The following is a 3,487-nucleotide window of genomic DNA, read 5'->3' on the forward strand; positions in this document are numbered from 1 at the left end:
ATCCACAAAAACTAATCAAAGAACAAACTGATTTGGTAAACAAATCGTTAAGCTGGAAACAATATCTGTTGTTTTTCTTTATTGGCATTTATGGAGGATTTATCCATGTAGGCATCGGTTATTTTCTCTTGGCGTCTTTAATTATGGGTGCTGGATATGAACTTGTAAAAGCCAATGCCGTAAAAGTTCTTATTGTATTATTATACACTCCATTTTCCTTGGCCGTTTTTATTTGGAACGATATGATTGACTATAAAATGGGTTTTACCCTCGCTATTGGCACAGCCATTGGAGCATTTATTGCGAGCAGAATGGCAGTAAAACGTGGAGCGGGATTTGTTCGCTGGGTTATCGTTGTTGTTATCATTCTAACAGCAGCACATTTATTTGGGATTGTTGATTTTGGAAGCGTTTTTCAAAAGGCTTAAATCAGCCAGAATCTATTCAAAATCTTTAAACCCATCAAAAGGGATATCATCATCAGGATCATGGTCAAAAGGACTAACACCAGGCGGATTAAAAAGCCCCCATTTATCAATGATATAATCCCATTGGTTAAAACTTGCAACCCAATCGATAAAAAGCAATCGGTACTCCTCTACTAATTCTCTAATAATATTAAAATATTCCGTTTCTTTAAAACCAAAATCTCTTAGTGAATGCTGATGAAGGATAAGGTCACGAGCCGATTTCCGAATAATAGTAGCCGCTTCCATCTTCATATCATAAAGGTCAATATTATGAGCTCCTGCAATTTTTACTGTCAACTGCATGGCATCACTCAAAATCCATCCTTTAATATCTTGTAACTGCTCATTATCATCAGATATGAGCTCAACGATTTGATTAGCAACATCAAAAATTTCTACCCCCTTTTTATATAAGGGAAGATCTTCTACATTAATTTCTTTATTATCCTCTTCTTCGAACATTTTGTTGATTTATCAATAATTAACACCATAAAACTAAGCTTCAAAATACGAACTTTTCAAACTACAACAAAGTTAATTAAAAGCATCTCTCTTCTCTGATTAAATCCTAAGGCTAATTTACAATCTAAAGAAAAGTAGTAAATTAGTCCATTATTTAAAAACACAAGAGCCATGAAAAAAACAAAGCTTTTCTTTGCAATCATTTTGATTGTAGCTATTACTTTTTCCTGTACATCAACACAACAAGACAATCCTCCTCCACCTAAGAAAACCGATTGGGCAATCGTTATCCACGGAGGTGCAGGAACAATTAAACGTGAGTTTATGACTCCTGAAAAAGACTCGCTATATCGTACTAAGCTTGCCGAAGCTTTAACTGTAGGTTCTAAGATTCTGAAAAACGGCGGAACAAGTATGGATGCTGTTGAACAAACTATTCATGTACTTGAAGAATCGCCATTATTTAATGCTGGTAAAGGTGCTGTTTTTAATGAACGCGGACAAAATGAGATGGATGCTGCAATAATGAATGGAGAAACACACGCCGCCGGAGCAGTTGTAAATGTGCATACTATTAAAAGTCCAATATCAGCTGCTCGTGCTGTTATGGAAAAATCTGTTCACGTAATGCTTACCGGCGAAGGCGCCGAAATCTTTGCCGAAAAGCAAGGTTTAGATATTGTTAAACCTGAATATTTCTTCGATCAAAGACGATGGGACAGTTTTAAAAAAGCAAAAGATAAAATCGATAAACACGGGACTGTTGGTTGTGTGGCATTAGATAAAAATGGAAATATTACTGCCGGAACTTCAACAGGTGGAATGACCATGAAAATGTATGGTCGTGTTGGCGATGTGCCTGTTATTGGTGCCGGAACCTATGCCGATAATGCAACTTGCGGAATTTCCGCAACGGGTCACGGTGAGTTTTTTATCCGTAACGTAGTATCTTATGATGTGGCTGCTCTGATGAAATACAAAGGGATGAGCATTGAAGATGCTGCGGAAGAAGTGATTATGAATAAGCTAAAACCTATTGGCGGAAGCGGAGGAATTATCGGTCTTGATGCCTATGGAAATACAATTATGACATTTAATACTGACGGAATGTTCCGTGGAAAAGTAAGTTCTAACGCTGAAATGGTGATTGGGATTTATAAAGACGAGAAATGATGTGCTAAACTTCGACAAGCTCAGTTTTAAATGTGATGATGTGGTATTTCGAACGGAACACCCCAACCCCTCATCTCGAACGCAGTGAGAGATCTTTTCCATCTGAAAGAGATGCTAACGCTCGATATGGGAATGATGTTGAAAGAGATTTCTCCCCGCCTAAAGGTGAGTCGATATGAGATTGTAATTCGGCTTTTTATGTTTTACGACTTAATTGCAAAGTAAGCCGAGAAATAATGTGCTGAACTTCGACATGCTCAGTTTTAAATGTGATGATGTGTTATTTCCGATTACATACGCCTCACAGTCCGTTTAGAACTAACTATTGTCTTTCGGGTAACAGAATAAGAAACAATATCTAAAACCATCATAATTTCTTTTCTGTATTTAATTGCACTCATGGCATCCTGCTCAGCAGCATTAATATTATTTAGAGAATAATGTACTCGCGAACGAATATCATAATACTCTGATTTATATGGATTTATCTTAATCGCTTCATCTATCAAAGATAAAGCCTTATCGTATTGTTCTTTCTTAACTTTTCTCAATGATTTATCTTTAAGGATTAAAGATTTTTCCTTCATGGGTGCAGGAGGACTTGGACGTTCTTGATTGAAAGTTCTTCTTGATGAGGAAACTGATTGACCCTTCTGAATATTATAATTGATGATTATTTTGTAAATAAAATCTACCGGTTCATTATTTATTAAAGTCGGGCTCCACATACCTTTTGTCGATTTTAGAATGCTTATTGGCTCTTTTGCTAAATTGATATGCGGAAATTCATCAGCAGCAATTGATTCGAGTTCACCCTGCTTGGTAATCACAAAAGACAAAACCGTCCTTCCTTCAATGCCTCTCGCCGCCAACTCCCTCGGATATTTTATTTGTTTTGCAAAATATTTCTCAATATTTCCGTTGAACTTGGCTTTTACAAAATCATTTTCTTGCTGAGAAAACAAAGCATTAAAGCTAAATGCTAAAAGAATTAATAGTGTAAAATTTTTCTTCATTTTCTTATTTTATAGTTGATAAATCAATAACCCAAAAGTGGTCAACCTTATTCAGGCATTAAGAAACTTGGAATTCAAAACTTTAAACTTGGAACTTTAATCCCTTTCCTTAAAAAGATCTTCATTCTCTACTTTCTGACCTTCATACTCCTGAAACTCATCATTCATATATTTGAGTTCTATGCCAACTGCTTTAAACATTTCTTCTGATTCTTGACCGGAATGATATTTACGTTCGCAAACAACACGCTCAATTCCGCAATTTATAATCAACATAGCGCAAGTTCGACAAGGAGTCATACGACAATATAAAGTTCCACCTTCCAAAGCAATACCTCTTCGGGCAGCTTGAGTGATAGCATTTTG

The 3,487-nt window shown here is 36.1% G+C and carries 5 protein-coding genes; 2 read left to right on the top strand and 3 right to left on the bottom strand.

The features are described 5' to 3' along the window. On the top strand, positions 1-428 hold a 428-nt coding region (locus J7K39_03920), incomplete at its 5' end, for a sulfite exporter TauE/SafE family protein (GenBank protein ID MCD6179031.1). Positions 429-440: 12 nt separating this feature from the next. Here J7K39_03920 and J7K39_03925 read toward each other — a convergent pair. After that, positions 441-932, bottom strand: a complete 492-nt coding sequence (locus J7K39_03925) for a hypothetical protein (protein ID MCD6179032.1) — start codon at positions 930-932, stop codon at positions 441-443. A 171-nt stretch (positions 933-1,103) separates the two neighbouring features. Between J7K39_03925 and J7K39_03930 the strand changes: the two genes are divergently transcribed. After that, positions 1,104-2,105 carry an isoaspartyl peptidase/L-asparaginase gene (locus J7K39_03930; protein MCD6179033.1) on the top strand — a complete coding sequence of 334 codons (1,002 nt, stop codon included), beginning with the start codon at positions 1,104-1,106 and terminating at the stop codon, positions 2,103-2,105. Between the two features lie 290 nt (positions 2,106-2,395). On the opposite strand, the gene J7K39_03935 is transcribed toward J7K39_03930, so the two are convergent. Further along, positions 2,396-3,121 carry an energy transducer TonB gene (locus J7K39_03935; GenBank protein ID MCD6179034.1) on the bottom strand — a complete coding sequence of 242 codons (726 nt, stop codon included), beginning with the start codon at positions 3,119-3,121 and terminating at the stop codon, positions 2,396-2,398. Between the two features lie 96 nt (positions 3,122-3,217). Beyond that, on the bottom strand, positions 3,218-3,487 hold a 270-nt coding region (locus J7K39_03940; GenBank protein MCD6179035.1), incomplete at its 5' end, for a hypothetical protein.

The sequence above is a fragment of the Bacteroidales bacterium genome (assembly GCA_021157585.1).
Lineage (GTDB): Bacteria > Bacteroidota > Bacteroidia > Bacteroidales > UBA12170 > UBA12170.

What these genes read in the sequence shown, in the direction of transcription:
- J7K39_03930 (MCD6179033.1), top strand. Translation starts at nt 1,104, where the DNA reads ATGAAAAAAACAAAGCTTTTCTTTGCAATCATTTTGATTGTAGCTATT.
- J7K39_03935 (MCD6179034.1), bottom strand. Translation starts at nt 3,121, where the DNA reads ATGAAGAAAAATTTTACACTATTAATTCTTTTAGCATTTAGCTTTAAT.
- J7K39_03925 (MCD6179032.1), bottom strand. Translation starts at nt 932, where the DNA reads ATGTTCGAAGAAGAGGATAATAAAGAAATTAATGTAGAAGATCTTCCC.